Annotated in this window: 23 protein-coding genes; 8 read left to right on the forward strand and 15 right to left on the reverse strand. The window is 42.4% G+C overall.

Annotation, left to right across the window (positions count from 1 at the left end; translation table 11 throughout):
• The first annotated feature begins 452 nt into the window (after window positions 1–452).
• Together istA and istB are read left to right on the forward strand one after the other, a co-directional pair.
• The gene (gene istA, locus QWY93_RS07630) at window positions 453–2,030 is read left to right on the forward strand and encodes an IS21 family transposase (RefSeq protein ID WP_290246349.1); all 1,578 of its coding nucleotides are present in this window, start codon (window positions 453–455) and stop codon (window positions 2,028–2,030) included.
• Window positions 2,031–2,048: 18 nt separating this feature from the next.
• Window positions 2,049–2,771: an IS21-like element helper ATPase IstB gene (istB, locus tag QWY93_RS07635; protein ID WP_290247585.1), complete on the forward strand. Its 723-nt coding sequence runs from the start codon at window positions 2,049–2,051 to the stop codon at window positions 2,769–2,771.
• 342 nt (window positions 2,772–3,113) lie between these two features.
• Here istB and QWY93_RS07640 read toward each other — a convergent pair whose 3' ends face one another.
• The 3 genes from QWY93_RS07640 to QWY93_RS07650 form a co-directional block, all read right to left on the reverse strand.
• On the reverse strand, window positions 3,114–3,350 hold the full coding sequence (locus QWY93_RS07640; protein WP_290248837.1) for a HigA family addiction module antitoxin: 237 nt from the start codon (window positions 3,348–3,350) through the stop codon (window positions 3,114–3,116).
• Window positions 3,351–3,418: 68 nt separating this feature from the next.
• On the reverse strand, window positions 3,419–4,054 hold the full coding sequence (locus tag QWY93_RS07645) for a hypothetical protein (RefSeq protein ID WP_290247586.1): 636 nt from the start codon (window positions 4,052–4,054) through the stop codon (window positions 3,419–3,421).
• An 85-nt stretch (window positions 4,055–4,139) separates the two neighbouring features.
• Window positions 4,140–4,901 (reverse strand): PD-(D/E)XK nuclease domain-containing protein, encoded by a 762-nt coding sequence (locus QWY93_RS07650; protein WP_290247587.1) that lies wholly within the window; start codon window positions 4,899–4,901, stop codon window positions 4,140–4,142.
• A 636-nt stretch (window positions 4,902–5,537) separates the two neighbouring features.
• Between QWY93_RS07650 and QWY93_RS07655 the strand changes: the two genes are divergently transcribed.
• A complete protein-coding gene (locus QWY93_RS07655) occupies window positions 5,538–5,825 on the forward strand; it encodes a hypothetical protein (RefSeq protein ID WP_290247588.1) in 288 nt (95 codons plus the stop codon).
• Window positions 5,813–5,986, forward strand: coding sequence for a group II intron maturase-specific domain-containing protein (locus QWY93_RS07660; RefSeq protein WP_290247589.1), 174 nt, complete (start codon window positions 5,813–5,815; stop codon window positions 5,984–5,986). Before QWY93_RS07655 ends, QWY93_RS07660 begins: the two co-directional genes overlap by 13 nt.
• 425 nt (window positions 5,987–6,411) lie before the next feature.
• On the opposite strand, the gene QWY93_RS07665 is transcribed toward QWY93_RS07660, so the two are convergent.
• Complete coding sequence (locus tag QWY93_RS07665; RefSeq protein ID WP_290247590.1) at window positions 6,412–7,353, reverse strand: alpha/beta fold hydrolase; 942 nt, start codon at window positions 7,351–7,353, stop codon at window positions 6,412–6,414.
• A 691-nt stretch (window positions 7,354–8,044) separates the two neighbouring features.
• Between QWY93_RS07665 and ltrA the strand changes: the two genes are divergently transcribed.
• Window positions 8,045–9,325 (forward strand): group II intron reverse transcriptase/maturase, encoded by a 1,281-nt coding sequence (gene ltrA, locus QWY93_RS07670; protein WP_290247591.1) that lies wholly within the window; start codon window positions 8,045–8,047, stop codon window positions 9,323–9,325.
• 92 nt (window positions 9,326–9,417) lie between these two features.
• Here the strand turns inward: ltrA and QWY93_RS07675 are convergent, their stop codons facing one another.
• The 9 genes from QWY93_RS07675 to QWY93_RS07715 all read right to left on the reverse strand — a co-directional run bounded on the left by QWY93_RS07675 (window position 9,418) and on the right by QWY93_RS07715 (window position 18,983).
• A complete protein-coding gene (locus tag QWY93_RS07675) occupies window positions 9,418–10,782 on the reverse strand; it encodes a hypothetical protein (protein WP_290247592.1) in 1,365 nt (454 codons plus the stop codon).
• 431 nt (window positions 10,783–11,213) lie between these two features.
• Window positions 11,214–12,383: an MFS transporter gene (locus QWY93_RS07680; RefSeq protein WP_290247593.1), complete on the reverse strand. Its 1,170-nt coding sequence runs from the start codon at window positions 12,381–12,383 to the stop codon at window positions 11,214–11,216.
• Between the two features lies 1 nt (window position 12,384).
• Window positions 12,385–12,789, reverse strand: coding sequence for a MaoC family dehydratase (locus QWY93_RS07685; protein ID WP_290247594.1), 405 nt, complete (start codon window positions 12,787–12,789; stop codon window positions 12,385–12,387).
• Window positions 12,790–12,799: 10 nt separating this feature from the next.
• Window positions 12,800–13,150 carry a TfoX/Sxy family protein gene (locus tag QWY93_RS07690; protein WP_290247595.1) on the reverse strand — a complete coding sequence of 117 codons (351 nt, stop codon included), beginning with the start codon at window positions 13,148–13,150 and terminating at the stop codon, window positions 12,800–12,802.
• 1,202 nt (window positions 13,151–14,352) lie between these two features.
• Window positions 14,353–15,273 carry an IS1595 family transposase gene (locus QWY93_RS07695; RefSeq protein ID WP_290247323.1) on the reverse strand — a complete coding sequence of 307 codons (921 nt, stop codon included), beginning with the start codon at window positions 15,271–15,273 and terminating at the stop codon, window positions 14,353–14,355.
• A 533-nt stretch (window positions 15,274–15,806) separates the two neighbouring features.
• Window positions 15,807–16,418 carry a trimeric intracellular cation channel family protein gene (locus QWY93_RS07700; protein WP_290247596.1) on the reverse strand — a complete coding sequence of 204 codons (612 nt, stop codon included), beginning with the start codon at window positions 16,416–16,418 and terminating at the stop codon, window positions 15,807–15,809.
• An 11-nt stretch (window positions 16,419–16,429) separates the two neighbouring features.
• Window positions 16,430–17,068 carry a class I SAM-dependent methyltransferase gene (locus QWY93_RS07705; RefSeq protein WP_290247597.1) on the reverse strand — a complete coding sequence of 213 codons (639 nt, stop codon included), beginning with the start codon at window positions 17,066–17,068 and terminating at the stop codon, window positions 16,430–16,432.
• A complete protein-coding gene (locus QWY93_RS07710; protein WP_290247598.1) occupies window positions 17,065–17,979 on the reverse strand; it encodes a patatin-like phospholipase family protein in 915 nt (304 codons plus the stop codon). Before QWY93_RS07710 ends, QWY93_RS07705 begins: the two co-directional genes overlap by 4 nt.
• A 107-nt stretch (window positions 17,980–18,086) precedes the next feature.
• A complete protein-coding gene (locus tag QWY93_RS07715; RefSeq protein WP_290247599.1) occupies window positions 18,087–18,983 on the reverse strand; it encodes a M28 family peptidase in 897 nt (298 codons plus the stop codon).
• Window positions 18,984–19,054: 71 nt separating this feature from the next.
• Here QWY93_RS07715 and QWY93_RS07720 point away from each other — a divergent pair, with 71 nt between their 5' ends.
• Entirely contained in the window at window positions 19,055–20,059 is a 1,005-nt protein-coding gene (locus QWY93_RS07720) for an NTPase (RefSeq protein ID WP_290247600.1), read from the forward strand.
• A 201-nt stretch (window positions 20,060–20,260) separates the two neighbouring features.
• Here the strand turns inward: QWY93_RS07720 and QWY93_RS07725 are convergent, their stop codons facing one another.
• Window positions 20,261–20,785 carry a DinB family protein gene (locus tag QWY93_RS07725; RefSeq protein WP_290247601.1) on the reverse strand — a complete coding sequence of 175 codons (525 nt, stop codon included), beginning with the start codon at window positions 20,783–20,785 and terminating at the stop codon, window positions 20,261–20,263.
• Window positions 20,786–20,908: 123 nt separating this feature from the next.
• On the opposite strand from QWY93_RS07725, the gene gldD reads away from it, so the two are divergent.
• Window positions 20,909–21,493 (forward strand): gliding motility lipoprotein GldD, encoded by a 585-nt coding sequence (gene gldD / locus QWY93_RS07730; protein ID WP_290247602.1) that lies wholly within the window; start codon window positions 20,909–20,911, stop codon window positions 21,491–21,493.
• 35 nt (window positions 21,494–21,528) lie between these two features.
• On the forward strand, window positions 21,529–23,142 hold the full coding sequence (locus QWY93_RS07735; protein ID WP_290247603.1) for a glycoside hydrolase family 10-like protein: 1,614 nt from the start codon (window positions 21,529–21,531) through the stop codon (window positions 23,140–23,142).
• A 424-nt stretch (window positions 23,143–23,566) separates the two neighbouring features.
• Here QWY93_RS07735 and QWY93_RS07740 read toward each other — a convergent pair whose 3' ends face one another.
• Window positions 23,567–25,348 (reverse strand): sodium:solute symporter family protein, encoded by a 1,782-nt coding sequence (locus QWY93_RS07740; protein WP_290247604.1) that lies wholly within the window; start codon window positions 25,346–25,348, stop codon window positions 23,567–23,569.
• Between the last annotated feature and the right edge of the window lie 249 nt (window positions 25,349–25,597).

A 25,597-nucleotide genomic window follows, 5' to 3' on the forward strand; every position in this document is an offset into this window, starting at 1 on the left:
ATTCCAAACCATGCTTATGGAAAACATTTGGGATGGAATTTACATCCTTTTGGGTATCCTACAAACCTAGGGAAATTTTGGGGTTTGGTTTAATTTTCTCAATAATCGCTTACTTATACCTAAATTTTGAAATGTAATTTCTTAGGAAAAATCTTTTGGGCGGCCCTTGAAGCATCTGTTTTTTGGACGATTGAGTAGGGCGTTAAAAAAATGAATGGATAATCCGGAGTAAACTGACCCCTCCGAATTAGGCAATTATTCAGGTACCAAAGTGGCTTTAAGGGCCAGAATCGCCTGTCATTCCGGCGGATGTTGACCCCCTGAAGAAAAAATTGAGCTAAATCCGGAGCAAGCTGACCCCTTTGAGGCTTAAATTCCGGAGCAAGTTGACCCCTCTATGGAATGGTTTTGGTTTTTTAGCGGACATTTTCGAAACCGCTAAGTATAATCCGATGGCAGGTAAACCAAAACCGATGAGTCAGATCAAGCAGATGATTATTTTACGGCAGCAGGGCAAGGGCATCAAAACCATAGCCCGCATGCTGGAGATGAGCAAAAACACAGTCAAGAGCTATCTTTTTAAGCTGGACAAGCTGTTGGAAAACAATAAGAAAACAGGGCTTACGACGGAGAAGCTCCTGTCCATGGAGGTACCTGAGATTGAGAAACAGTTCCTTTCAGGGGACCCTTCTTACAAAGATCCCCGGTACGAACACTTTATCTCCAACCTTGCTTATTATCAAAAAGAGCTCCAGCGCAAAGGGGTGACCAAAACTCTTTTATGGGAAGAGTACAGGCAGTCCTATCCCGATGGATACGGCCGTAGCCAGTTTTGCCACCACCTCAACCAACAGGATCTTGCCCGGGCAAAGCCATCCATGGTACTTGAGCATAAGCCTGCAGAGAAGCTGTATATAGACTTTGCAGGCAAGCCCATCGCCTACATAGACAGGGAAACCGGAGAAGAGGTCCGGTGCCAGCTGTTTGTGGCCTGCCTTCCCTATTCGGATTATGCCTTTGCCATGGCCGTGGCCTCCCAGACCATCCCGGACTTCCTATATGCCCTAAGCCGTTGTATGGAGCAGTTGGGGGGTGTGCCACAGCTGTTGGTCCCCGATAACCTGAAAGCCGCAGTGAACAAAGCCGACAAGTATGAGCCAAGTATCAACCAGGCCCTTGAGGATTTTGCCAACCACTACGGCACGGCTGTAGTGCCTGCCAGGGCGAGGAAGCCGCAGGACAAGGCATTGGTAGAGAACCAGGTAAAGGTCCTTTACTCCCGGGTATATGCCAGGCTCAGGAATATGCAGTTCTTCGATATACACAGTTTAAACAGGGCCATTGGCCAAAAGGTAAAAGCCCATAACCAGACCCGGATGCAGCAAAAGCCCTACTGCAGGGAAGAGAAGTTTCTCGCCGATGAGAAGGGCCTGTTGGGGAAACTCCCCGGGGAACGCTTCGAGCTGAGACACTATGCCCGGCTGACCGTTGCCAAAAACAACCACATCTATCTGGCCCGGGACAACCACTATTTCAGTGTCCCCTATACACTGATAGGCCAAAGGGTAAAGGTGATCTATACACGGAGTATGCTCTATGTGTTCCATAAAGGGGAACGGGTGGCCATACACAGCAGAGGCTTCAATCAAGGGAGTTATTCCACGCTCAAAGAACACCTGTGTTCCCAGCACCAGCATTATAGGGACAGAAGTCCTGAATATTACCGCAGCAAAGCCGCCCAACACTCAAAGGTCTTGTCCAGGTACATCTCCCTGCTGTTTAAACAGGGCAAGATCCCCGAACAGCTTTACAGGACCTGTGACGGGCTGCTCGCCCTGGGCAGGAAGGTGGATAAGGAGCGACTGGAGAAAGCCTGCAATACAGCCATGGAGTACAAAGTATACTCCTATACCTTTATCAAGAACATGCTGGAAAACAATATGACAGAAGCTACAGCGGAGCCGTCTGCCAGGGAACTTCCTGAACACGGGAATGTCAGGGGAAAAACATATTATGACCAATATCAATAACTTAAACTTTAAACAACTATGCCCAATCCGATCGAAACACAACTTATCAAACTCAGGCTCCACGGCATGCACCAAACATGGACAACGCTACAGGAGACCCGTAAAAACCAAAGCCTCTCCCTTGCCGAAGGACTTGAGCTTATGTTACAGGCAGAAGAACAGGAAAGAGACAACAGGAGGTTTAAAAGACTGGAATCCAACGCAGGGTTCCGTTACAAAGCTTCACTGGAAGAACTCTCCCTGGACAAAACCAGGGGCCTGGATGATATGCTCCTGGCAACCCTGGCAACCGGGGAATATATAACCAATAGGGATGCTGTACTTGTCACGGGGGCTACCGGCTGTGGAAAAAGTTACCTGGCCTCGGCCCTTGGCCACCAGGCCTGTGTGCATGGGAAAAAGGTCGCTTACTTCAACACCCAAAAGCTCATGATCAAAATCAAGATGGTCAGACTGGACGGCACTGCCATCAGGTTCTTTGATAAACTGGCAAAAACGGACCTGCTCATCCTCGATGACTTCGGCCTGACAAACCTGGATAAACAGCAACAGATCGATCTTATGGAGCTTATCGAAGACAGGCACGGTAAAAAATCCACTATTATTGCAAGTCAGCTCCCTGTCTCAAGCTGGTACGATGTCATAGGTGAGCCGACCATCGCAGATGCCATTCTTGACCGGTTGGTACACGTCTCCTACAGAATCGAGCTGAAAGGGGAAAGTCTCAGAAAAAAAATGTAAAATTGTCAGGCCATCTGATTATTAAACCAAACCTCTCCTAAAGAGGGGTCAATATGCCCGGAACAGGGGTCAATATCATCCGGAATATCCAAAATGAATTAGCTCGCGAAGTGGACGAGCGAGATCCATTCATTTTTAGCCCGGAGCAATTGGCCAAAAATCAAATTGGGTAAAACGAAATTGTAATCGAAAGTGAAAACTGCCCAATTTGAAAGATGCTTCACAGGCCTTGCCCCGAAAGCTTTCGGGGTTGGGCACTTTTTCATCAAGGAAAAAGTGTCAAGCCTTAAAAATTAAGTAGAAGCCTTGATTTTAGGTAATGTGTGAACTTTATGGGAAGTATTATTCAAGATCATAATCGTCTTGTAAACCAAGCCAAAACTTGGGACTTGTGCCAAAAAATTTAGCAAAACGCAGGGCAGTGTCAGCAGTGATCCGTCGGTTACCTTTAATGATTTCACTGATCCTGGTTTGTGGCAGGAAAGTTTCTTTTGCCAAACGGTAAGCAGAAATACCAAGAGGTATTAAGAATTCCTCTTTTAGAATTTCACCGGGGTGTATGTTATTTAATCGTTCCATCATTTTCTCTTAAATGGTAATCTAGGATACTCACACCAATATACTATGGTAATTTGAAGGATCACCTTTTAATTAAGAACAGTAAGTATTTTTCTCTTAAGTTCCTGTTGCAAGGCTTTTCGGAAGGCTTTTTCTAGGCTGTTCTCAAGAAGTTGGTTGTATGTACCCAAAGAGCATAAACCCAAAACTTCAAAATCTCCATTAATGGAGATGTTTCCCGAACCTTTGAACAAAATCAGTTTTCCTTTATAAAGAATGTGGGTCAGTGGCAGATCGATTTCATATTGATTGGAGACCTTACTTTTCTGATACATAAAAGCCCAGATTTTGGAGGACTTGTTAGTCTCTTCTGTTAATATGGGAATCACATTCTTATTTAAAGTGTCTTGTTTTGAGAAATTGGTTACAATAGGAATTTCATCCAAACTTTCTAATGTTACGTAGTCCCCCATGCTTTCAAAAAGGAGTTTAGCATCTACCGAATCTAACTCTTCAATAGTTCCTTCCATGACCAACTGGGTTAATGGAAGGGTAACTATTGTTTCCTGCTTAAACTTAGTCTGATAGAACCCAAATGGGCTAAAAAGAAAAAGCAATAGAATAGAAATTGCGGAAAGGAGGAGTTTCTTTTTCATGGGGTGGGTTTTAACGGCACGAATATGCGTAGTGCTGGTTTTCAAAGCACTTTCCTGTCTGTTTAGCACAAAGTTTTTTTAAAAGCACAAACCTCCAGTTTACTACTTCACCCGCTATTGCCACATACACGCTGTTATGCCCAGTTTATATTTTTTAAGGTCTTATTAAAACTTTTACGTTAAATTCAGCCGTTTCTCTATTCAGGTCATTTTCAAGACCTCTTGGATTTCCAATAATTCCCTCTGGGTCATATACAAAGCATATCAATGTTTCCGTGCCAGGGTGGGACCTGTATCTTTCAATATCCTCTATTAGTTGAGTTCCGACTTCTTTTGCACCTATGCCAGTTCTTGTTTTCTTGACCTCAATCACAAGGTTAAAGTCCTTCAATAAAAAATCCATCCTTGATGACTTTCCCGCGTAACTTGGTGTCCATTCTTCAGGTCTAATGTCGTCAAAATGTAAATGAAGTAATGAGTGTAATAAATCCTGCACATCATATTCGTCTTTGACATCAAGGGTATTTCGGCCATCATACCTATTCCGCATCTGGCGTACAACAAGATGAAACTTCTCAAAAATACTCAGCAGTGGTCTTATGGGGTCGGGTTGATTTTCAATTGCAACCACCTCAAAGGAGCCTAATTCCACATCTTCTTTTAAAGATTCTAAGATTCCCATCCCAGCTTCAACAGAACCTCTATATCCTTTTTTTACCTGCTCCTTAAATGAAATCAAGTATGTATTATCAGATGGAAGGTTCGATTGAAGGTAATTCATAACCTGACTTTGCCAAGCTCTAAATGCCTTGGAGTCCAAAGTCGGCAACCCAATTACGTTTGGAGGATTTGCTCTATGAGTTGATAAAACCTGAGTTCCTTTATTAATTAATTGTTGTATTCTTTCAGTGGTCATATTTTAAATTGGGCACAACGGTCTTGTATAACAATCAGTTGCGGATTGTTTAGAAACTAAGATATCTAAAATTACCGACTTTTATGCTTGCGCGGTTGTGTCCGCAGGACACAAAGCCGCAATTGTTGTTATACGGTGTGTGTGCCTTGAATGGTGAATATAGGTCAAAAAGTTGACCGTTCCAACGGGTGAAAGTCCCTGATGCGCAGGAGTCGTTACCCGAAGCAAAGCAAGTGGCAAGGTGGTTCGGAGTGATCCATGCACTGAAGTAAGCCAGACTGCGGTGACTGAACTGACGAACAGGAACCACATACCGAGGCTATGAGGTCGGATGAGGTAGCACATCATGCCAAAGTCCAAAGCCCTGAAAAGGGACAGTACCAAAATAGTAGATGTGGCAGGGTTAGGCACAAGGATATTCATCTTACCAAGGGAGATCTCTGGATGTCGGGAACATCCAAGAGAAGTCAGCCGAGGTCATAGTAGCTGAAGGAACGAGCAGGGATTGCTAAAACCATACCCCTGATGGTCTCACGGAACAGTGAAGGACTGAACATTGGATTACGTCCAAATTCGATAAGGAGCACCACAATGGAGTAGCCTTATTTTAAGCGGACAGGGTTAACAGATTAAATTATGGTAGAAAAAGTACTCAACCGTAAGAACCTCTACAAAGCCTACCGACAGGTAGTGCGGAATAAGGGTTCGGCAGGGGTGGACGGTATGAAAGTCACCGAACTACTTTCCTATCTGGAAAGTAACAGGGATAGTATTGCCACATCCATTCTGAACCATACTTATGTACCAAAACCTATCAAAGGGGTAGAAATCTCCAAGAGTAACGGAAAGACAAGATTGCTGGGGGTTCCCACAGTGTTGAAGAACGGCTTCACAAACTCAGAGAAGTCTGGATGGGATGGGTGAACAACTACCGCTTGGCAAGTATTCAGGCCAAACTTAAACAGATCGACGAGTGGCTGAGGAACCGACTTCGCTACTGCATTTGGCATGATTGGAAGAAGCCTGAGCGAAAACGTAAAAACCTGATCAGACTGGGGATAGACCAAGATCATGCCTACGCATAGGACTGAGCGTAAAGAAATGGTCCCTTTGGATCATTTTAGCGAAGGGCCAGGTTGAAGGGAGGGAACCAGAAAAGGGGGATGGGCAGTAGCTCAAATGCGAAGCATTCGTGAATACCAATTAAAAACAATCCTTCATGAACAAAGTCCGATTCTGATAACCACTATCACTTTGTCACGCCTGAGAAGAAAGGGATATGAATCCATGCATTCCTATTACCTCAAATCACAACCTACAATCCAGTGAATTGGGGGCCGAGCGTAAAGAAACCTTCCGGCGGAAGGTTTTAGTGAGAAGCAGGGATGCGGGGGAGATGAGAACCGTACGTACGGTGGTGTGAGAGGCGCACCGTGGGCCTATGGCTCACGGCCGTCTACTCGATTAGCGGCAGGCTTAATTTAGTTTCGATCTAATAGCCATATTTAATTTAATTATCGTTTAGAAATTTTACGACGAGCTTATTGAATTCAGATGGGTTTTCTCCCTGTAAGCCGTGCGAAGCATTTGGCAACAATCTCAGCTCACTGTTCGGTAGGACTAGATTCAACGAATCGCTCGCCGTCGCCAAATAAGCAGGGGAATTTTGCCCTTTTATGAGTAGGACTGGTGCTTTTATTTGACTAAGTTCCTCATGTGAAATGGAAGCTAAATCTTGGGTTTCCGCAATGCATATTCCTTCTACCAAATTTTGTAACCAACCGTCCCGAACAGCTTGTGGTACGACATCGTAGACTTCATCCGACCCTAATACGGTTATTAGAAATTGACGCACGGCCTCTTCATGTTTTCCTCTTTTATAAAGACTGACTGCAACATCGAAGTTAGTACGAAAATCATTTATAAGAGAATCCCCTTTAACTGTACCTGAGAGCATGGTTTCCACTCCAGGTTCTCCAAGAACAAGGGATTTTACCTTAGAGGGGTGGTCAATAGTCGTTCGCAACGCAATCATGGCCCCGTAGGAATGACCAATTAAATGTGCAGAGGAAATTTTCATTTCTTCCATAAAACCAACAATATCTTTTGCATGAAGTGCCACTGTACAATCAAATGAAACATCAGGGCCTGGTTGTTGGTTTGGCCAAGCATAGCGACGACTTATAGCAATTGCCCTATGGTTTAGTGCCAAGGTATCCATTTGTAAGGCCCAAGCATTGTAATCGCCGATTGCCCCATGAATCAAGATGATGGGTTCTCCATTGCCTTTTTCGATATAATGTATAGTTTCACCGCGAACGTTGACCGATTTCGGCCGGTCGACCGCCAAGGTTTCGGTCTGGGATTTTTCTTGTAAGGTGGGATTTTGGGTTTTGCAACCTAAAAAACCTATCAAAAGCAGGAGTAACGTAGTGAATTTCAATGCTTTCATAATTTTGTTTATTAAAACTTAGAATTCAAGTTCTGATAATATCTTCTAAGTTCGTTCAAGTATCTTGCCGCTAACGTTTGATGGTATGGTGTCGTGCGGAAATACAAGGCGATTTCTTATCAGTATACACCGACTTTTTTACGAGCCACAAACTCTCGAAAACCCCTGAAACCCGCATGCACTATACACTATGTGTGTGCCTTGAATGGTGAATATAGGTCAAAAAGTTGACCGTTCCAACGGGTGAAAGTCCCTGATGCGCGGGAGTCGTTACCCGAAGCAAAGCAAGTGGCAAGGTGGTTCGGAGTGATCCATGCACTGAAGTAAGCCAGACTGCGGTGACTGAACTGACGAACAGGAACCACATACCGAGGCTATGAGGTCGGATGAGGTAGCACATCATGCCAAAGTCCAAAGCCCTGAAAAGGGACAGTACCAAAATAGTAGATGTGGCAGGGTTAGGCACAAGGATATTCATCTTACCAAGGGAGATCTCTGGATGTCGGGAACATCCAAGAGAAGTCAGCCGAGGTCATAGTAGCTGAAGGAACGAGCAGGGATTGCTAAAACCATACCCCTGATGGTCTCACGGAACAGTGAAGGACTGAACATTGGATTACGTCCAAATTCGATAAGGAGCACCACAATGGAGTAGCCTTATTTTAAGCGGACAGGGTTAACAGATTAAATTATGGTTGAAAAAGTACTCAACCGTAAGAATCTCTACAAAGCCTACCGACAGGTAGTGCGGAATAAGGGTTCGGCAGGGGTGGACGGTATGAAAGTCACCGAACTACTTTCCTATCTGGAAAGTAACAGGGATAGTATTGCCACATCCATTCTGAACCATACTTATGTACCAAAACCTATCAAAGGGGTTGAAATTCCCAAGAGTAACGGAAAGAAAAAATTACTGGGGGTTCCCACAGTGGTGGACAGATGGCTCCAACAAGCGGTAAGCCAAGTGCTGATGACTAAGTATGAACTTAGTTTCGAGGAATACAGCTATGGCTTCCGACCTGAAAAGAATATCCACAAGGCGGTTTCACAAGCCCTGAAAAACATCAACGATGGCTATCAGGACATTGTGGACATCGATCTTAAGGGATTCTTTGACGAGGTTGACCACTCGATCCTACTACAGTTCATTTACCAGCGGGTAAAATGCCCAACCACCCTGCGGCTTATCCGAAAATGGCTGCGTGCACCCATCCAAATCAACGGAAAACTGCACAGGCGTCGAAAAGGCGTGCCACAGGGCTCCCCGATAAGTCCGCTTCTTTCCAACATCCTTCTGGATGTGCTGGACAAGGAACTGGACAGGAGAAACCTGAAATATGTGCGTTATGCGGATGATTTCAGCATCTATGCCAAGTCAAAGAAGGAAGCCAGAAAAGTGGGCAACGAGATTTACTTCTTTTTGAGAAACAAGCTCAGGTTGCCCATCAACAGGGAGAAAAGTGGCATCCGGAGACCGTCCAACTTCGAACTGCTGGGACATGCATTCGTCCCGACATACAAGAAAGGAGTCAAAGGAAAATACCAGTTGGTAGTGAAAAAGAACAGTTGGGAATCACTCAAGCGAAAGCTCAAGCAGATCACCAAGAAAACCAGACCGTATAGTTTAGAGGAACGGTTGAAAAAGCTGGCAGAGGTCTGGCGGGGATGGGTAAACAATTACCGCCTGGCCAGTATCCAAGTCAAGCTAAAAGCCATCGATGAATGGCTAAGAAACCGCCTTCGATACTGTATCTGGCACGACTGGAAGAAGCCCGAGCGGAAACGTAAAAATCTGATCAGATTGGGAGTTGATCAAGACCATGCCTACGCATGGAGTAGAACCAGAAAAGGAGGATGGGCAGTAGCTCAGAGTCCGATCCTGATTACTACTATCACCTTGTCACGCTTGAGAAGAAAAGGTTATGAATCGATGCTTTCTTACTATCTCAAAACGCAACCTACAATCCAGTGAACCGCCGTATACGAGACCCGTACGTATGGTGGTGTGAGAGCCTCAACCTGAGCCGATTGGCTCAGGTCGGGCTACTCGATTGGCGGTAGTTTTTATAATTTTTCCGGTTCAGTTGATAATAGTGATAAAGCCATATTACTTGGCAAAATGTTGTCATATAAAATTTTAGAAATTATTCCACCTGACATTATAGCTTCTCCACCTAAATTTGGTAATGTCATTGAAATTGCTCTATTATTTACTACTACCATTCCTTTTCTAACTTCTTTTTGTTTTGCTTTTGCTGTTTCTTTTTTAGTCAACCATCTTGTTTTAATTCCTAAAATATTAAAGAACTCAATTAGATTGTCCAAATTAAGCCCCATAATGATTTTTATTTTACCTGTTAAAACGTCTACTATAAAGTCGGGCGGGAAAGGTTTTGCAAAAATTGGTTGAGATAAATTATTTGTGATTGAAAGCCAATCAATGATAATAAAGTTTTCTGTTTCCTTTTTTAGAATTTCTTCAATAGCGAAGCCTGCCATTGCAATTCCTTTGTCTCTATACATACCAATGTGAAGACAATTTTCAACTACTGTATAAGCCCAAATTTTTGTTTCGAGAATATTATTAAGTTTCATAAACTCTTCTTGATATCCCTCTGTTTTAATTGTTGGTGTAGAAATCTTAATTGGTGTTTCCGAAACAGGGTCAATTCCAGCATCTGTATTCATTACTTCAGTAGCTCTTTCTGCTCGCAATATTTGACGTTGCATTCTCTTTGCTTGTTTCGCAGCTTTTTCGTCAAATTTATTATTTATTAAGTCTTCCGTTACAGCAGTATCATTTTGCTTTAATTCATCGAAAAAGTCTTTGATTTGGTCATTGACTTTTCCTTCCTTTAATTCCATGATGCCAACCAAGTTTTTATTCTTGATAAGAACATCTCCTATTTGTACAAAACTTGTCAAATCAGAAATTAATGCAAAATCTAAAGGTGATTTATTTATTTCGTCAACTACCTTTTTAGCGTGCTCAATATTTGAAGAATCAAGAAATTTCGAAGAATTCTCGCCAATATGAAACCTTCTCGCTATGTGAATCTCTCCGCTAATAAGTTGCCAAGCAATTCCGTCTGCGATATGTGAAAAAGTTGACAACCTTTGTTCCAAGACCTCAATCTCAATCGAAATATTTTCTGTTTTTTCAGTTTCTCGTTTCCGCCTTGTCTCTTTTAGTTCTTCTTTTTTTTGTCTTAAAAGTTCTTGATTTACTAAAACTTCTTGTACAAGTAAATTTTGTGATTTTTTAAATCCTTCGTGAACTTTTTCTATAAATTTCTCTTGAATATTTTCGTCCCAATCTTTCGGGTGAGTTCCAATTAGCTTCTTAAAATCCGCAGAGTTAACAGCATTTGCGAAAGCTAAATCAGCAATTTCTTTAACTTTAATTCTATGTTCTTCTGTGGTTTTCATCAAATTACCGCCAACTTGTTTATCTGTAAACCAAAGGTTTACAAACCCATCTGCTTATTGTTTGTTGGGTTTGAATACCTAGAGCTATTTTTATCCTCTACCACCATAAAATCTCTACATTCCTTCCCAAAAAATGCCTTTAACCAAAAAATGGTTTTTTAAAAAGCACTTCACCCTGCGGTATGGTGGAAAAAACTAGTTCATAATAACATTTTTAGTATCAAGTAGCAAGATTTTAGGATCATGATTGACACAGTACAAGGTACAAACCTCCTTCGCACCTTTACGTGCAAAATGCTTTTCGACCTCTAATAGGAGATGGCTGCGGTCGGCCTTGGGACCTCCCTCGCCATGACGTTAAGTTGATAAGGCATTGGTTTTTTATAAGACAAAAACTCTTAGCGCACTTGGCGGCTTTGCGCGAAACCTATTCAGTCATTCTTGCTATATAAGGCAATCAAGCCCAAACCAGGCCCCAAGGCCAAAACCAAATACAGGTAATGTGGATTTAAGGAGTGTTGCAGCAAGTTGATCAACTGGATACTGATAATGGTGATGGCAAAGCCAATGGAATTGACGATGGTCAGGGCAGTGCCTTTGATGGAACTGGAGGCATTTTGGGCCACCAAGGTGGAAAATAGGGGAGAGTCCGCAACGACCATCATGCCCCAAAAAAGCAAAAAGAGGATGAGTGCCAAGGGGGAATGGACCTTAAACATCAATGGGGATAAAAGACAGCATAATCCTGATAAACCCAGGGCGGTGGAGGCCACTTTCTTGGTACCTAGGCTTTGGGAAAGATAGCCGCTGATCACACAGGCCAAGCCTCCAATTCCGATAATGGAAAAGGACAATAGGGAAATTTTAAATTGGGCATCTGGATGGGAGGAAGAGTAGGTCCTTAGGATCACCGGAATAAAAGCCCAAAAGGAAAATAATTCCCACATATGCCCAAAATAACCAAAAGCTGCTGATCGGAATTGGTCCTTACTAAATACCTGGAAGAAGGCGGTCAGGTCCAGGGTTGGGGAGGGTTTTCTGTAAGGGCCATCGGGCACGATAAGGACCATTAAAAGCCCCCCAGCCAAAGAAAGTAAACTGGTCAAAATCAGGACCCATTCCCAGGGAATACTGCCGGAAAACCCCGCCAAGAAATGGGGAAAAGCCGTTCCCAAAACCAATGCCCCGACCAACAATCCCAAAGAGCTGCCCAATGTTTTATTGAAATAATCGGCAGCAATTTTCATCCCCACAGGATAGATTCCCGCCAAAAAGAATCCTGTCAAAAAGCGGATGGCCAGCAAACTGAACATGGTATTTCCTTCCCACAGGGTGCCCAAATTAATAGTTGCTCCTAAGAGTGCGCTGATAAAAAATACCCTGGAAGGCCTAAATCGGTCTGCAATGGTCAGTAAAGCAAAAATCAATGTGCCGGTAATAAAACCCAACTGAACCGCCGAAGTCAAATGTGCCAGTGCTCCAGTTCCTAATTGGAAATAATCCACCAAATAGGGCATTACCCCATTCCCTGCAAACCATAAGCTGGTGCAGCAAAATTGGGAAATGACGATGATGGGCAGGACATATTTTTTTGAGGGCATCTTAAGGATTTTCAAAAGTATAACACCAGGCTTCCCCTTCAAGGACAAGGGTGCCATCCTGGCGGGTGATTTTTACGGCCAATTGGGTAACGGGTTTGGACGGGTGGAGGCTTTTGATTTCCGCTTCTGCGGTAATGGTATCTCCAATAAAAACCGGGGCGGTAAATTTCCAGTTTTGGCTTAGGAATACTGTGCCTGGACCGGGCATATCCATGGCCACCAAAGCATGCAATAATCCAGTGGTTAGGCCTCCCTGGGCTACCAATTTTTTGAATTTGGTTTTTCCAGCAAAATCAGGATCAAAATGTAAGGGATTTTGGTCACCGCTGATTTCCGCATATTTCCGGACATGATCGGGAGTGATGGTTAAGCTTCGGGATGTTTTCTGGCCGACATATAACTCCATAATCCGGTTTTTAATTTTTAGAGCGTTTTTTACTGGATTTTGCAATCGGGTTATAATTGAGGCATTTTTCCAACCAATAGGTTAATTGCTTATCCGTAACAATAGCTTGCCCCTCCACGAACACAAATCCATTCATGGGTTTGCCCGTAAAATTCATTTCTGTGCAACCTGGTTGTGCAAGGCAATCTTCATATTGGTCGGGGCCTACTCTGGCCATGATACGGTCTTCATGGACACCGATACACATTTTGTCGTTGACCATAAAGCAAAGCCCGCCCATCATTTTCTTTGCTTCAAAAACTTGGTTGGCCTGGGACAAGGCCCTGCTGATGCGGTCTGCGATGTAGGTATTGTAAGCCATAATTTGAGGTGAAAACCTAACCATAATTTACCTTAAAAATACCCATAAGGCAATACAAAGTTGAAAAACGGAGGTGATTAGGAGAGGGGATAGCTTTTTTTGATAAAGAAATAAGCACATAGGGGCATAGGTCACATTGGATTAGGAATTGTTTAACAATTTCAATGCCGAACATACGGGAGTTAATCTTCAAATCTTCCAACCTCTTCCAAGTGGCAAAGGCACGAAAAATAGGGTGACCTGGGGATTTATCCCTGGGAAAATGAAAATACTCGGTTCCACAGCGTGCCATCGGCACTTCCGATATTATTATCATGATATACATAGGTAAATACCAACACTAATATGGAGCATCCCTACGCCATTTCTGGGTGATTTAGCGTTTCATTGAACGGGTTAAAACCCGCCCTTACCATATATGAAATGCCTATGCATTCTTTTTTTAGCAACTTGACCCGTCATATTCGGGACATGCAACAAATACCTGAACCAACATTTCGACATTAAAATGCTTTACATCCTGAATTGTAGCGGTTTATGGGATTATCAAAAATAAAATCAAGCCTTGTATTTTTAATCTAATATTGCTGATTTGTTTGTAAAAAGATCTAAAAATTAAATTTACTGTAAAAATTAAATTTATTTGTTATGATATTTGTAACGTAAGTAAAGCTGTATTACATTTGTAATATAAAGCAAAGCGAAAAGCGCTTAAAAGCTTACATACTGTAGGGTGTTGAAACTGGCAGACATGCCTCTCTGTCTCAGAGGTGGGGATTCCGGGAAAAAGCAAATATCGAGCTCGTGTTTGCCTAACCGCCCCGTGGAGGTTCGAATCCTTCCTCTACAGCAGGTTATTTTGGGTTTATTGTTAATTGACTAAAGCTATGGGTACTATTCATAGCTTTTTTTTTGTTTAAAATTTCGTCCAGTTACTTTGCCCGGGGCTCTACCCCGGGTTGAATTTTTTCGCCCTTTCAGGGCTGGGGTCTGTCAATTTGCTTTCCGGAATTTAATTAACCACACAGGATTTTAGGTCACAGTAGGGGCGTCTATGCAGCTATTCGGGATTTGGAATCCCGAATCCCAATGGACTGAATTTGTACTCCTGGTAAGGTAAAATGAAAAATTTTGTTTGGAATGTAACCTTGTCTGTATCTATGAAAGCCAATCTTTGAATTTTTTAATTTTTAAAATTATGATTATCCGCAATCATGCCAGTAAGGATAAATGGAAGCAATAATGAGCCGGTCAAAAAGTTTTTGACCGAAATATTTTCTGTTGAGCTTATAACTAAACTCATCAAGATAGTTTTGCATCATCCTTTCACTTATCATATGGTATGTCTGCAGCTGTTTCTTTAAATTACTTATGGCTATATGAACCCATTTGAGGTTAAAATGGCCTTTATCAGTTCCAGAGACCTCTCTGACATGAACCTCAATACAGTCACCCAGATCTGAGAAGGTGGTACTCTTATCTGTTTGAAGCACTGAGTCCTGATCAATGAATTCTTTGACCAGACCTTGGGCTGTTTTTGCCTCTAAGTTCTTTATCTTCTTCATTTTAAAATATCTACAGCTCTTTTCAAGCTTTCCGGATTCAGGGTTTTCTAAAACTGTCGATTCGGCCATTACCGCTACAATGGACTGTTTTTGACTGCCCCTGCCTCTTTTGAGCTTGTTTTGGGATTTGGCTTTGGTGGCTTTTCCTACAAAGGCCTCATCATATTCTACCATATCCTCAAGCCTATAGATATCATCGCGTTGTCCCATGACCTTCCTGAGTTTATGGTACATCCTGAAAACAGGTTCATACCGCTTCATCCCAAGCTGCCTTTGTAGCTCTGAGGCACTGAAGCTCTTCTTAGTGGCGGTTATGAAGGTCATGGCCAGCAGCCAGGTCCTAATTGGAAGGTTGCTGTTTTCCATAACAGTACCACTCTTGATGCTGGTCCTGAACCCACATGAAGCACATTGAAAGGACTTCTTGTTTTCAAGCCAATAATGACGGTTACAGCTGCACCGTTTGCAAATGATGCCCGATTTTGTCCTTTGTTCTCTAAGGAACTTAATACAGGAAGACTCGTCAGGAAACCGATTAATGAAGTTGATTATATTCATGGTCAAAACCGTTTATTTTGACCCAATTTATACAGAGTAATAACTTAACTAAAGCTATTGACACTAACTGTCACTTTTAATTTATTTGGCTACTGGTGTCATTGCGGATATACATATTTTTAAATATTGCAATCCATTCAAAGTGCCATAGGCACGAATCATCCTGTAACCTAGGGATTCATCCCTGGGAATGGGACTATGCTTGGTACCAGCGAGTGCCATCGGCACGGCCGATATTTTCCTTTTTCCTGTCTCCAAACTTTTTCTAAACAGTGGATGCGCGTATTAATATGGATCATGCCTACAGCATTTATGGTTGATTTCCGCATTTTTTTTAGCGGGTTGAAACCCACCCTTACAATATTTACCATGCCTACGGCATTAATTGGTTTTACCACAATAAGGACATAGGGCCCATAGGAATACGGGTTGTTTAATGTTAATAATGCTGAATCTTCGGGAGACAATCTTCCAAACCAACTCTGCCCCAACCTTAAAACTTTCCAACATTTCAACCTTTTAACCCCAAAAACTTACTTCTTCCATCCTAACTTTGGGAGGCTGAGTTTGTAGCGCACGGCGATCAGACGGATGGCGATGATCAGGAAAAAGCTTACCAATAGATTGATATCCCTTTCTACACCAAAATTGCGTAAGATCAGGTACATAAAAGCCCCGGCAAGGCAGGCAGTGGCATAGATTTCCTTTCTGAAAAGTACCGGAGTGGCATTGGTCAGGGTGTCGCGGATCACCCCCCCCATTACGGCTGAAAACATGCCCATAATGGCGGCAATTTCCCATCTTACCCCTAGGTTTAAGGCCTTCTCAACTCCCAAAACCGTAAATAGGGCAATGCCCATGGAATCAAAAAAGAGAAGTGTTTTTCTTAATCTGGATAGGAACTTAAAGAAAAAAAGCGTGCTCAGGATACCGGCCAAAATGGTATAAAGAAATCCAATATCTGCAATCCAGGCCAAAGGATAGCTTCCCAGCAACATGTCCCTCAGACTCCCCCCTCCTATGGCAGTAACAAACCCCGTAAAACCCGCACCAAACACATCATGTTCCCGGTCCTGAACGGCCAGGGCACCAGATACGGCAAAGAAATAAGTTCCGATCAATTCTAGAATATACTGTAAATCCATATCAAAAAGTGTTATGTCATTTGGTTGGTTTTTGTTCCTTTTTGCATAACAAATACCCCCATGGCCCTTTGGTCATGTACCAATACCGATTTGGGCTGTTCCAGATGATGAAGATTATATTCTTCTTCCAATTGTTCCAGAATGGATTTTGTCATTAAAAACCGTTGAGAACCATCAGGCAATACGTATACTCCACCTTCTTTTTCGATGGCTCTTTCCTGCATTCCCCCAAAACCGGTGGTCATTCGGAGAAATAGGATCCCTTCCGGCTGAAGAACCCGCATCATTTCATCAAATTGCTTAAAAAAATGGGGTTTGTTTTGGGCAAAGTGGAGTACTGCCGAACTGATCACTGCTTCAAAAGCACCTTTGTGAAAGGGTAAGTCTTCCACTTGAGCTACTTGAAACCGGAAGACATCATATTTAGGCTTGATGGTTTTGGCATATGTTCTGGTCATTTGGATGGCTGTAGGGTTTTGATCTACCCCAAAAGCTTGGTATCCTTCCTTTATCAAATAAATCAGATTTCTTCCTTCCCCACATCCTGCATCCAGGATTTTCATTTCCTGGTCAAACCTTCCCTTTAAAATTTGGTCCAGCAGGTAAATATCTATGTTTCCCAGCAATTGGTTGAGTGCTTGGATATTCATGGATTTAACTGTTTTAAGGTGGCATAGGTCTGTTCTCTTCCTATGTCGATGATTTCTTTTGCCCGGTAAAATTCAAAGGTACCACAAATTTTCCGGGACATTTGAATGACGGCATCCACGGAATACGTCTGAATTATATAATCAGATAAGCGGTCCTGCATCAGGTCAAAGGAAAGGTTCATCAGGTCCAAAAAACTGGGCAATTTGGGCTTTTCTTTTTCTTCCTGGGGAAGGAATTTGGCCATTTTGTTTTTATAATCCACAACCCACGCGGGAACTGAAATAAGGGGTTTTGGCTGGTTTTGGGAATTAATTGTAACCTGGCAAGCTATAGGCGCATTGACATCAGAGGCAATGATTAGGTCTTGTTTAAAATCCTTGGCCAGTGCAAGGGGAATGGGCGACATCACACCGCCGTCCACATAAAATTCTCCCTCCAATAAAAAAGGCTGAATAATGGTTGGAATGGCCGCAGAAGCCCTGATGGCCTGCATCAAACTGCCAGAACTAAAAATTTTTTCCTCTCCAGTGGTGATATTAACAGCATTGCAGGCAAAGGGGATGGGGAGATCCTCAATTAGCTCATCTCCAATAAAGGGTTTGATTTCCTGAAAAACTTTATTGCCTTTGATAAATCCACGGGTGGATAATGTAAAGTCCATCAGGGAAAACACATCGATCCGGTCCAGATTGCAAATCCATTCTTTATAATCCTGTAATTTCCCCCGGGCATAAATACCGCCCACCAAAGCCCCCATGGAACATCCAGCAATGGATCCAATTTGGTAACCCGCCTCTTCCAATGCTTCAATCACCCCAATATGGGCCATTCCCCTGGCCCCCCCACCAGACAATACCAGGGAAATGGTTTGTTTTGAACTACTTTTTAAATTAGGGTTTTGATTGAACATATGTAGGCCATTGGATGCTTCTACTTAAGAATTACATTAATGGAGAATTGGTTCTCCATTGGCTAAAATGAAATCTATTATTTTCCATTTCTAAAATGAAAAAGTAATCAAAGGTTTTCATCCAATGCTTTAGTACAATTCAAAATTAAATCAACAGCGTTAAAATAGAAATCAGGGTCAATTTTTTCGAAATCATCCGTATGTTGGTGATAATCTTCATGGTCCTCTACCCCAAAATAAATAAATGGGATTCCCTTGTCATGAAAAGCAGCATGGTCAGAAGCATGGGTCCAGTCATCATTTCCGGAATTGGCAATATCATGTCCAAAGCGAAGTTTTACAGCAGCACTTTCAGATGCCTCTTTTAAAATGGGTTTAAGCTGGGGGTAATGTTGGGTTCCGGAAGCGTACAACTCATTATTATCATTCCTGCTGATCATGTCCATATTGATGTTCAGGATGACCTGATCCAGGGAAAAAGGAAAATCATTCACCAGGGCCTTTGCACCCTGAAGTCCCATTTCCTCGGCATCCAATGCAGCAAAAATAAGGGAGTGATGGGGTCTGTTTTCATTAAAATAGGCGGCCATGGCCATAAGGGCAGCAGTTCCGGAAGCATTATCATCGGCTCCATTATAAATTTTATCGTCTTGTTTTCCCAAATGGTCATAATGCGCAGTGATGACAATGATATTTTGACTTTTTTCCCCCGGGATAAAAGCAATGATGTTGGCCGCATCCACAATATTATTTCCACCATTATTAAAAGAAAAATATTGGGTGTAATTCTGATATTGACTGGTCAGCTCCAGGTCTTTAAACCGCTTTTTGATATATTTTTGTGCTTTTTTACTGCCTTCAGATAGGGGCTTTCTTCCCTGTAATTCGTCGGAAGATAAATATTTGATGTCCTGGAGAAGCTGCTCCCTGTCGATTATTTGTCCTTGGATCAACAAAGGAAAAAGTACAAAAAGCAATAAAGGCAGGATTTTTGGCGTTTTCATGGGAATATCAGGATTAATCATCTGGTATTGTTGTTAAAATACTAATTTAGCCTTTTCGAACCATCATACCTATGAAATATATTGCGGTCCTATTTTTATGGCTTTCTACCATCTTTCAAACATTTTGCCAAAATACTGTTCCTCCTTTTTTTCTGGATGGAAAAGCAGTTGTCCTTATTTCGGCTGCTCCAGATGCCAGGCCAGTTATTGATTGGAAAAGTATTGCTCAGGAAATACACCCGGATTTGGTGGAGGCAGGAGGGGACCCCGTGGCCTATTATGAATTGGAGGAAATAACACTTTCAGAGGAAATTCAGGGCCAATATGCTCAGCAATTTAAGCAACGGCAGATCAGTAATATCGTGGTGCTTACCAGAAAAAGCAGTGGTCAGGTATTTTTGAATATTATTCCCTTTAATGGAAAAAGTGATATCATTTCCGCAGGGGAAAATTGGTCAGTTCAAGCAGAAGGATTGAAGGAATTAAGCGAAAAACTAATAGCAAAAGAAGCTTCCCAAAAATCACAAAACCTTATGCCTTTGGAAGTGCCTACTTTTTTGCCCCCATTGGTAGGTGGTGCCAGTGGCGGTGGGGATGTTTCGGGAAATTTTTTGGCCAGAAATCCTTTAAACCTGAATATGTTTAAACTGGGGGTGCCCCTTTCCGGGACCAGTGGACAAACTGCCCTTTTGACTTCTTACAGGTATGATTTGATCGGAAGGTCAAAAGCAGCCATTCAAGCCGAACAACAAGCTGAAAAAGCTGGACTGGAAAGGATAATGGAGGAACATTATCCCCACGAAGTGGTTTATCTAAGCACTATAAAATCAAAAGAGGAATTGTTGGATGAAAGGATTCAGTTTGTGCTGATGCGGGTGGAAGGCCGCGAAGGTGATTTGATGGAAAGTATGGGTGTGAATTCAGCTTCTTCAATTGATAAAGATAGAATTGTGGTCAAGTATTATATCAAGTTTTTGGTTAGGGATGAACTTTACCGGGGCCCGGTTTGGGATGCCCATCCGTATGGACAAAAGGCTTTAATTCAATTTCTGGAAAATTTGAAAGTAGGAGGGTGAGGTTTGCCATTTGGTAAAATGAATTGGTCCACGAATTGTCACTTATTATTGTAGAAGCCTTAACAAGTTTCCAATTGAAAAAACATTAGACATAAAAATGTCATTTCAACAAAAGGAGGTTACCTGGAATTAATATCGATCCCCTTCCATTGAAATGACATGAATTGAAGCATTTACCCCAATAAGGTTTTAATAGGGTCTTTACCAAGCCCTGAATTGAGGGGGTTTAATATCGTTTAATCTTAAATAGGTCACCAAGTTACCACGGTGATGAACGTTGTGGGTGTCAATTAAACCCAAAGCTTGTCTTCGGGTAATCATGTTACCAAATACTTCCACTTTTTCTGAAAGTTCCTCCTCGGTAAGCATTTTGAAACTCTCCTTACCAAAATCCATGGCCATTCCTACCATTTCTACCAATTCCGCTTTAGTCAAATCTGCTTTTTCGAGGTCAAAACCTGGATCCCTTTTTTCAATGAAATTATTGGACATCATCACCGTACCTCCGGAAATATGCATGACCAATTCCCTGAAACTTCTCGCTTCATCTGAGGGCTTAAAGTCCAACTTGTCCTCAGGCATGGCTTCCACCAATTCCAAAGTATAGGCCTTCATGTTGTCCCATTTGGCCAAAAATTCCTCCATAGTGGTTTGCGCCTGAAGCGTCGTCGCTGTGCAAATAAAAATCAAGCTCAGCATTGTCAAGCTTTTGATAAAATTTTTCATAGGTAAAGTTGTTTGGTTAATTACCTCCTTAATTTCGTCAATATCAGGCAAATAATTAATGTAATTGGCAAAATTTTATATAGAAAATAGGGGAGTCTGATCTATTTTTTATCTTTGGTTCCTATGAATTGGAGAAGTAATTGCTTGTTTTTATTGTTTTTCATCTTTCTGGCTTGTGAACGTACCTATCTGCCCAAGCCTAAGGGGTTTAACCGCATTGATTTACCAAAACCAAAATATGAAAAGCTGAACGGTCCCTATCCTTACGATTTTGAAAAATCCACCTACAGCACTGTGGAGGCGGATAGCTTTAATTTGGATGAAAAACACTGGATCAATTTAAATTATAAAAATTTTGGGGCAAAAGTCCACTTGACCTATAAAGAGATAAAGGGGGGAGAAAAATCCCTTAGGAGCTACCTCAATGATGCCTTAAACCTTACTGCCAAGCACCAGATCAAAGCTTATAGCATAGAGGAATCCGTGCTGAAAACACCAAATGGCTATACGGGCGTGGTGGCAGAATTAAGTGGTGAGGTGCCTACCCAGTTTCAGTTTTTTGTAACCGATTCTACCCAAAATTTCCTCCGTGGGGCACTGTATTTCAATACTGCAGTAAAAAATGATTCCCTGGCCCCAGTAATAGAATTTATCAAGGTGGACATGATGAATTTGATCAATACGGTTAAATTTGAAAATTCAAATTGACCTTTGGCCCTATTTTTGGCCTCCTTCGATCCATTATGATGTTAAGAAATAATTGCCTTCTATTGCTGATTTGCTTGTTGACCGCTTGTGCAAGCAATAAGAATATTTCAAGGGTCCATTTACCCTGGTCTCCGAAACCTGAAGTTTCTTCCCCAGAGGTAAAACCAAAGGAAGAGGAAAAGGAACTTACCAAACTGGAAGAAAAAAAGGCCCTTCCTGCCTTTGAGGCCCCAAAGCGGGAATTGAGAGGAGTTTGGATTGCTACCATTGCCAATATTGATTGGCCGGTTTCCCCACAGGATGACTTTGCCCAACAGCAAAAGGACTTCATTCAAATCCTGGACTTTTATAAACAAAGAAACTTCAATGCGGTATTTGTACAGATCAGGGCTTCAGGGGATGCTTTTTATCCTTCCCACTATGCTCCCTGGTCCAAATATCTAACTGGAAAACAGGGCAAATCCCCTAATACCGCAATGAATCCACTTACCTGGATGATACAAGAAGCTCATCAAAGGGGGATGGAATTTCATGCCTGGCTCAATCCATTCCGGGCAACTTCTGACCTCAATACCGATCAGTTAAGCCCCAACCATGATTACTTCAAACATCCGGAATGGATGGTGGAATATGCAGGGAAATATTATTACAATCCTGGTTTACCTTCTGTACAAAATCATATGTTGGAGATAGTTGGCGAGGTGGTTGAAAATTACAAAATAGATGGAGTCCACTTCGATGATTATTTTTACCCCTATAAAGTTTCCGGCTTGACTTTTAATGACCAATTGGCCTACCAAAAATATGGAAAGGACCTATCCTTGGGAGATTGGAGGAGATCCAATGTCAACGATTTGATTAGAAATGTTAATAACCTGGTTGAGGAGAAAAAACCATGGGTACAATTTGGGGTTAGCCCATTTGGGGTTTGGCGAAATGCATCTGTAGACCCCAAAGGCTCGGACACCAAAGCGGGTCATACCAATTATGATGACCTTTATGCGGATCCTTTGACCTGGATGAAAAATGGATGGGTGGATTACCTTATTCCCCAGATTTACTGGAGTATGGATTTTCCGGAGGCTGCTTACCGGGAATTGGTTCAATGGTGGGCAGATCATTCCCATGGAACCCGGTTGTACCTGGGAAATGGAGCTTATAAAGTCAGAAATAACCAGGATAAATCATGGAATGACAAGTTGGAGCTTTCCCGGCAGGTAGCCTGGGGAAGAAGGTATCCCCAAGTAGCCGGTAATGTGTTTTTTAGGGCCAAATCATTGATGGGGCTTAACCGGGATGTGGCCGATGTGCTGGAAAATACGGTTTACCAACAGCCTGTTCTGACTCCCCCTAAATCTGTTCATCCTGCTGAGGTTTTTGATCAACTGGTGCCTGAACTTGAAAGTAAACATTTGTCTTCCCAGGGCCTTCAGGTGAGAATAGGGAATGCGTATTTGGCCAAAGCGGTTGCACTTTATGGTTTTGATGGAACTGGCTGGAAAGCCCTTCAGACACAATATGCGGAAACTTCCCTTGATGGGGAGGTATTTGTGTTTAAACAGTTTTTGGAAAATCATTATGATTATCTGGCCATCGGGTTTTTGGGCAATTTTGGGCAAACCTCACAAACAGTAGTGTTTCAGCCATAGGGATTTAGATTAATTAAGTCCAAACAATGTTCAACTCCTACAGAGTTGGAAGGGGAGAGGATCCTAAAAGGCCTCGGGATGCTCCCGAGGTTATTTTTATTCAAGCCCTACAGGCTTGAGAGGTTTTTATTTACATGGTAACTTTAAACCAATTGTAATTTTGAAAAAGTGGAATCGGTTTTTTATCTATTATCAATATAAAAAAGCTTTAAAGAAGCCTGTTAAGGCTTCAACATCAATAACCTCGGGTGAAACCCGAGGTTTATTGGACTATGAAATCTTTCCAACCCCTTTTGGGGTTGAACAAAACTAAGCATATTAGAAAATTAAACTTCAATAAGTAAGTTTAACCCAATGGTTCGGTAAGATGGTGGTTTGTTTAAAGTAATCCTTGAAGGGTTTTCCTCAAATGGCAATTTCACTGTTACAAAAACCTGATCTTTTTCCAGTTCTTAAATAGGATCACAAAACCAATAATGCTGACCAAAGTGGCCAGGCCTGCTGCTATAATTTGGCCATATACCCAAAAACCGATAGCAAATAAGGTGGTATAGATAGCAATAGAACCCGTCAGCATCAAGCCTATTTCCAATGGTAGTTGGCCTTGCTCAACCTTTTCTTTGGGGTATTTATGCAATAGCTTTTTCCACCCATAGGCGGCAGGGTGGACCTTTTTATAAAAAGCCAATAAGATACTTTCTTTTTCAGGAGGAGTGAGCAGGGTAACTGCCAGCCAGGTAATCGTGGTGATACCTACGCCAAAGAGGAGTTTGAGGTAAGCCATGTTATCGGGAATGGATATCCATTCGTAACGCGGATTGAAAACTTCAAAAAAGAGGGCTACCAAAAAGGAAATAATCATGGCTGAAATTTCAGTATAGGCATTGATCCGCCACCAAAACCAACGGAGAATAAAAATTAATCCAGTTCCGGCTCCAATTTGCAATAGGATATTAAACGCTTCCAGGGCATTGGAAAGAGCCAAAGCCAATAAAGCTGCCAAAACCATAAGTACCACAGTTGAGATCCTTCCCGTGGCCACCAATTCTTTTTCACTTGCTTCTGGCTTTACAAATCTTAAGTAAAAATCATTGACCACATAGGAAGATCCCCAGTTAAGGTGCGTGGAAAGGGTGGACATTACCGCAGCAATCAAAGATGCCAACACCAAACCGATTAGGCCATTGGGTAGATAGGTGAGCATAGCTGAATAGGCCAGGTCATTACCCAGTTTGTCGGCAGGCATATGGGGAAAGGCAGCTTGCATGTCTTGGATTTGCGGAAAAATGATCAATGAAGAGAGCGCAATGATAATCCAAGGCCAGGGCCTCAAGGCATAATGGGCGATGTTAAATAAAAGGGTAGCGCCAACCGCATTTTTTTCATCTTTGGCTGATAACATCCGCTGGGCAATGTAACCCCCTCCGCCTGGCTCAGCTCCAGGATACCAGGTGGCCCACCACTGTATGGCTATGGGCATGATCAGCAATGGGATGATCAGATTCATGTCATTGAAATCCGGCAAAAGGTTCAATTTATCTGAAACATTGGGATGGCTGAATAGCTGATTTAAAGAACCGATTTCGGGCAAATCAAGAATATAATAAGCTGCTCCAATGGACCCGGCCATGGCTATAAAAAACTGAAAAAAATCCGTCAGCAATACCCCCTTCAGGCCCCCCAGGGAACTATAAATTACCGTCACTACCCCAGTTATCAACAAGGTTTCAATGGGCTCCAGGCCCAGCATCACTCCGCCGATTTTGATAGCAGCCAGGGAAACAGTTGCCATAATGACTACATTGAAAAACACGCCCAAATAAATTGCCCGGAATCCACGCAAGAAGGCTGCAGCTTTTCCGCCATAGCGGATTTCATAAAACTCCAGATCGGTAGTGATTTCAGATCTTCTCCACAATTTGGCATACACAAAGACGGTTAGCATGCCGGTCAGCAAAAAAGCCCACCAAACCCAGTTACCGGAAACCCCATTTTTACGGACAATGTCTGTGACCAGGTTGGGCGTATCTGCAGAAAAAGTAGTGGCCACCATGGAGACCCCCAGAAGCCACCAAGGCATGTTTCTTCCGGAAAGGAAAAAGTCCTTGCTGCTTTTGCCTGCACTTCTGGAGGTAAACACCCCGATCAACATGGAAATTACAAAAAAGGCCAGGATAATGCCCCAGTCCAAAGGAGAAATGGTCATAATTTGGTGGTGGTTTTTCCGTGTATTCCACGGTCAGTTCTAAAATTTGTCCCACTAAATTTGGGGAAAGTTTTTGATTTAACCTTAAACCAAAACAATTTCAATTGGAGACCAACAGACCGGATGCTTGAACCGGTTTCAATTTTAGAATAAAAAGGAACTCAGAAATAAGACAAAACCATTTCCATATATGCCTAGGGGAGGGACATTGAAAAACCCAATTGCCCAATACCGGAACCTAGAAAAAAG

Origin of the sequence: Echinicola jeungdonensis (genome assembly GCF_030409905.1) — a bacterium.
Taxonomy (GTDB): Bacteria; Bacteroidota; Bacteroidia; order Cytophagales; family Cyclobacteriaceae; genus Echinicola; species Echinicola jeungdonensis.